6 protein-coding genes are annotated in these 5,273 nt (G+C 39.1%); 5 read left to right on the top strand and 1 reads right to left on the bottom strand.

The features are described from left to right. Nucleotides 1-272, top strand: a 272-nt coding sequence (locus ACOVO2_RS16530) for a hypothetical protein (protein ID WP_421771042.1), incomplete at its 5' end; no start/stop codon positions are given. 91 nt (nucleotides 273-363) lie between these two features. Next, nucleotides 364-930 carry a hypothetical protein gene (locus tag ACOVO2_RS16535; protein WP_421771043.1) on the top strand — a complete coding sequence of 189 codons (567 nt, stop codon included), beginning with the start codon at nucleotides 364-366 and terminating at the stop codon, nucleotides 928-930. Between the two features lie 72 nt (nucleotides 931-1,002). On the opposite strand, the gene ACOVO2_RS16540 is transcribed toward ACOVO2_RS16535, so the two are convergent. Further along, nucleotides 1,003-2,982 carry an alkyl/aryl-sulfatase gene (locus ACOVO2_RS16540; protein WP_421771044.1) on the bottom strand — a complete coding sequence of 660 codons (1,980 nt, stop codon included), beginning with the start codon at nucleotides 2,980-2,982 and terminating at the stop codon, nucleotides 1,003-1,005. A gap of 229 nt (nucleotides 2,983-3,211) precedes the next feature. On the opposite strand from ACOVO2_RS16540, the gene ACOVO2_RS16545 reads away from it, so the two are divergent. The 3 genes from ACOVO2_RS16545 to ACOVO2_RS16555 all read left to right on the top strand — a co-directional run. Further along, nucleotides 3,212-3,748, top strand: a complete 537-nt coding sequence (locus ACOVO2_RS16545; protein WP_421771045.1) for a 5' nucleotidase, NT5C type — start codon at nucleotides 3,212-3,214, stop codon at nucleotides 3,746-3,748. 168 nt (nucleotides 3,749-3,916) lie between these two features. After that, a complete protein-coding gene (locus ACOVO2_RS16550; protein WP_421771046.1) occupies nucleotides 3,917-5,071 on the top strand; it encodes a M20/M25/M40 family metallo-hydrolase in 1,155 nt (384 codons plus the stop codon). Beyond that, on the top strand, nucleotides 5,061-5,273 hold a 213-nt coding region (locus tag ACOVO2_RS16555; RefSeq protein WP_421771047.1), incomplete at its 3' end, for a hypothetical protein. The genes ACOVO2_RS16550 and ACOVO2_RS16555, both read left to right, overlap by 11 nt.

A 5,273-nucleotide genomic window follows, 5' to 3' on the forward strand; every position in this document is an offset into this window, starting at 1 on the left:
TTCCTACTAAAATCATTTTCTCCGATATTCCAAGTTCTGAAATTATCTTTACCGAATACGGCGGAGACTTCGCTCCTCCTCCAGCCGCTTACTCGCTTTGGAGTGCTTCGGCAAGTCAACAATTTGCAATAAATACCAAGCAATCGCTCAATATTTCATTGACTATCAGCAACTTATTCAATACTACCTACCGAGATTATCTCAACCGCTTCCGCTATTTTGCCGATGAAATTGGTCGAAATATTGTACTTCGTGCTAAATATTCTTTTTAAAATATTTGCAACAATATTGCATCAGAGAAGTTTGTGATATATATTTGCAACATCAATGCAAAAGTAATAACATTTCATAAACCCATATCTCATGGCAACTAAAAGAAACCAAAGACACATTGCTCTACTCAGCTTACTGCTCAGTGCTACACTTTTTACGGTAAGTTGTAAAGATGAAGAAGTAGATGCCGAAGAAGAAAATGAATTAATTACGACGGTAAAATTGAATTTTACCAGCGGCGGTACCACCCAATCGTTTAAGTATTCTGACCCCGATGGCGACGGTGGAAAAGCCCCGACCATTGATGCCATTAGCCTAAAACCAAATACAACTTATACTTTGACAGTAGAGGTTTTGGATGAGTCAAAGTCTCCAGTGGGAAATATTACTAATGAAGTAAAAGAAGAAAGCGACGAACACCTATTTGTGTACACGCCTACACCAAGCAGTTTGCTCACTTATACTTATGGCGATAAAGATGTAAATAATTTTGGAATCGGCTTAACTGGAACTGCCAGAACAAATGCAGCAGGAACAGGAAAATTGAAAGTTCAGTTACGCCACCAGCCACCAGTCAACGGAAAAGCCACAAAAAATGGCACACCAACACCTGGTAGTGATGACATAAATATCGATTTTAATGTTACGGTTCAATAAAAATAGAGAAGCCAATCAGTTGAAAATCTGATTGGCTTTTTTTCTGACGGCGAAGTGGAACTTCGCTTCACTTTATCTTGGGGTTACGATATTGAACATCAGCGGGAAGCTTTCCTGCATACTCATCATATACAAAAACTTAGTCTTTCCCTCCTCTCCATTACTCACAACTACTTTTCCGCTCTTAATTTCCGCCTCAAATGTCGAGCCTCCAGCCAAAATATTATTCCATGTGCTTCTTTCCATCGTAATTGTAGCATCAGGCGAAGGAGCGAGTTTATTATCTTCATAAATCAAAACACTATTAGTCAGATATAAAATATAGTTTTCTGTTTTCTCGCCATTACCAATTACATAATTGAAAGTATAGTTTATTCCATCGGCCTTTGCGGCATTGAGCTGAATACCCATCATATCGAATAGCATATCGACGGTCATTCCTGCAAGAGTTGCTGGGCTTACGGTCGATGACTTCAAGCCTTTTCTCACACCATTTCGGAGTTCGTAAGCACCCATCAAGAAATTATTTCGCCATGTAGCATTTTCAGTCTGATAACCCAGTTGTTCTAAAGCATCAGCTTCGAGATTTTTGGCTACGATGTTGGTCGAATCGGCATAAACTACCTGATTCATAACTTGAGCTACCCAACGATAATTTCCGTTGGCAAAATCTAATTTTGCTTTGGCGATAATTGCAGCAGCTCCACCCATATATTCTACGTTTTTGATGGCGGCCTCTCGCGGTGGAAGTTGGTATAAATCGGCAGGATTTCCGCTATAAAAACCCAAATAATATTGATAAACGGCCTTGGCATCGTGATTGACACTGCCATAATAGCCACGATTATACCATTGCTGGTCGAGCGATTTTGGTAATTTCATTTTTTCGCCAATTTCGAGCATAGTGTAGCCTTTATTGGCCAAATTTAGCACTTGGTCGTGCATATATTTGTATAAATCTCGTTGGCTTTTCAAGAAAGTATTCACGTTGGTTTTGCCCCAAGTTGGCCAGTGATGCGAAGCAAAAACTACTTCGGTACTATCGCCAAACAAATTGATGGTTTCGTTGATGGCTTGCCACCACGACTGCGAACTACGTACTTGAGCTCCACGCAATGTATAAAGATTATGCAAAACTTGAGTGGCATCTTCGGCCGAACATAGTGCTTTATAGGCTGGAATGTGGAATAACATTTCGGCTGGTGCTTCGGTATGTGGTGCCATCTGAAACACAAATTTGAGTCCATCAATCATGTGTGTTTCGCCTGTTTGCTTGATAATCGTCGAATCATTTGCAGCATTCAAAATTCCAACGCTACCAGTCGAAGAACCTTTTCCGAGACCTACACCGACTTGTCCTTCTTTATCTTTTTTCAAGAAAATACCATACATATATTGAGCTCGACGAGACATCGCATTACCTGCATACACATTTTCGCTGACGGCTTCTTCTAAAAAATCTTGCGGGACATAAATCAGCACTTTGCCACTATTTACATCTTCGGCGGTCGTTACGCCCAAAATTCCACCATAATGGTCAACGTGGCTGTGCGTACAAATCACAGCCTTCACTGCTTTTTTAGGTCTATGAGCGTAATAAAGGTTTAATGCTGCTTTGGCTGTTTCGGCCGAAACGAGTGGGTCAACTAAGATAAGGCCTGTTTTTCCTTCAATAATCGTCAGGTTCGACATATCGTAACCCCTTACTTGATAAATACCATCGACTACTTTATACAATCCATATTTATTGTTTAGTCGTTCTTGTCGCCACAAACTTGGGTTTACGCTCGGTGGTGCAGTGGTAGTATTCATAAAATTATACTGCTCCATGTTCCAAACAGGAGCACCTCCCTCTTTTGTAATCACCAGATTCGGAACTGTGGCAATAAAACCACGCTCGGCATTGGTAAATGAAGTCGTATCATTGAAGGGTAATTGTGTAAGTACCGCTTCGTTCTTTTTGATAGTTTCTTTGGTAGGTGGTTTGGGTTGTTGTGCATAAGCAACTCCCGAAATCAATAATAGGCCAAGTAAGTGTTTGATAGTTTTCATAGCAATAAAGTTTTTTGAGAAATAAAATACGCATCGTCAGTAAATGACTTATAATCAGCAGATTAGAAGATATTCAAAAAACGATTCATATAATGCTACAAAACTATCAAATAGCGATGGCGTAAAAACGGGCATTTCTACCTGTTTTTATTCATACTTCCATAACTCTATACTTGCCTGCCTTGCTGGAATCAAGTATCTTAGCAAAAAAACAAACTTCGAGAAAATTATGACAAAAAAACGTATTGCGATTGACATGGACGATGTAATGGCGGCCGCAGGAAAGAAAATTTTAGACATTTATAACCGATTAATTGGAACAGATTTTCAAGAATATCATTTCATCGATAAAGGATATTATGATGTTTTGGCTGAAGAAAATTATCATGTAGTTAGAGAAGAAATATTTAAACCCAATTTTTTTAGAACGCTCGAAGTAATGCCCGATGCGGTTGAGGTAATCAAGAAACTTCATGATAGATTCGAGATTTTTATTGTTTCGGCGGCGGTTGAGTTTCCGAATTCGTTGAAAGAAAAAGTTGAGTGGTTGGAAGAGCATTTTCCGTTTATTTCTTGGAAAAACATTGTACTTTGTGGTGATAAAAGCATTATTTCGGCCGATTATCTGATTGATGACCACGAAAAAAACCTCAGCACATTTAAGGGAAAAGCATTATTATTTGATGCGATTCATAACCAAAAACTCGAAGGCTACCAACGCTTCAAGACTTGGAGAGAAATTGAGGCGTTTTTTGATGGTGAATAAGTAAGATTTGTAATAACCTAAGTATTTACGTTTAATAGATTGTCATTAAAAATTAGTGATTTTGTTATCGTGTCCCTCCCTCCGAGCGACGGCCGCTCCAATCGGAGAGGGAAAGGAAGGGTGAGGTTAAACTAATTTTTGTAACCATATATTTTACAACAAAACCCTATGACACCTAAACAAATCGTTGAAAAACTCGCATCTTTCCCAAATCGAGGGGTTGCTACCGAAAACGAAGCACCCGTACTTGATTTTTTGACACAACTATTTGTCAATCAGCAAGTTAGTCGAGAATCTTTCCGAACACCAAAAACTTATATTTCGGTAGTTTGGTGGTTGATTTTGGGGCTTTCAGCAGGTTTGATATGCTTGAATTTTTCTTCGATTTTAGGATTGGTAATTACCTTTGTTTTCGTGACGATGGCCATGTTGTATTTCAACTGGTACGCTTCGCCCGTAACGAATTTCCCTCCTTTGGTCAAGTCTCACAATCTTGTTATTAAAGATAAAAATGCTTCTCCGAAAGCAAAGAAACTGATTTTGATGGCTCATTGGGATACCGCTCCTATTTCGTTGCTTTATCGCCCCGAAATGGTTGGTAATTTCCGTAAATCGCTCAAAATGAGTTTAATTCTGATGATGGTAGCTCAGTTTTTGGCCATTTCGCAGTTTCTGATACCCAACGATTTCCTGCTTTTAGTTTCTAATATTTTGGCTCTTTATTTTATCATTCAAGGCATCACGGCCACGATTGATTTTTTCAGATTGGGCTATTCAAACGGAGCTTCTGATAACGCAACGGGCGTAGCGGCAGCCATCGAAACGGCACAAAAACTTTGGAACAAAAACCTACAAAATCTTGATATTGAACTGGTGATAACGGGAGCAGAAGAAGTAGGGATGATTGGAGCAAGAGCATATATGAAAGCTCATTATCAGGAGTTTACGAAAGAAACTTATCTGATAAACTTCGATACACTCGGTAGTGGAGATTTGAAAATTATTACCCAAACGGGTAGCTGGTCAACGATTGTGTATGACAATGAATTGGTAAAAACGGCCAAAGAAGTTACGGCCAAAACTGCTTCACTAAAAGAAGTAAAAACTGGAGCTTGGCACACAGCAGATTTCGATTCGGTTTGGTTTCAGCGAGCAGGAATTCCATCGGTGACGCTGGCAGCACTTGATAAAAATGGTCGAATGCCAAATATTCATCGCCCAACTGATATTCTGGCCAATGTTGACTACAAGCCTATGGAAAAAGCCATCATTTTAGCCGAAGCAATCGGAATACAACTAAACGCAAGCAATCATGACTCGTAACGAAACCATTTTTTATTTTGCCTTGGGCTTTGTCAATATCGCTTCGGGCATTCTGGACATCGAATGGCTCAACTATGTATCAAAGCCATTATTGATGATTTCCTTGTTTTTTTTCTACTTTCAAAAAGTAAAACAAAACATAAATACTTCCGATAAAACGATGTTGGTTTCGTTGATTTTTTCGTGTTTGGGAGATACTTTT

It is taken from the genome of Emticicia sp. (assembly GCF_049241225.1).
GTDB lineage: Bacteria > Bacteroidota > Bacteroidia > Cytophagales > Spirosomataceae > Emticicia.

Bases quoted from the DNA above. Each gene is read 5' to 3' on its own strand.
- ACOVO2_RS16535 (WP_421771043.1), top strand. From the start codon at position 364: ATGGCAACTAAAAGAAACCAAAGACACATTGCTCTACTCAGCTTACTG.
- ACOVO2_RS16540 (WP_421771044.1), bottom strand. From the start codon at position 2,982: ATGAAAACTATCAAACACTTACTTGGCCTATTATTGATTTCGGGAGTT.
- ACOVO2_RS16545 (WP_421771045.1), top strand. From the start codon at position 3,212: ATGACAAAAAAACGTATTGCGATTGACATGGACGATGTAATGGCGGCC.
- ACOVO2_RS16550 (WP_421771046.1), top strand. From the start codon at position 3,917: ATGACACCTAAACAAATCGTTGAAAAACTCGCATCTTTCCCAAATCGA.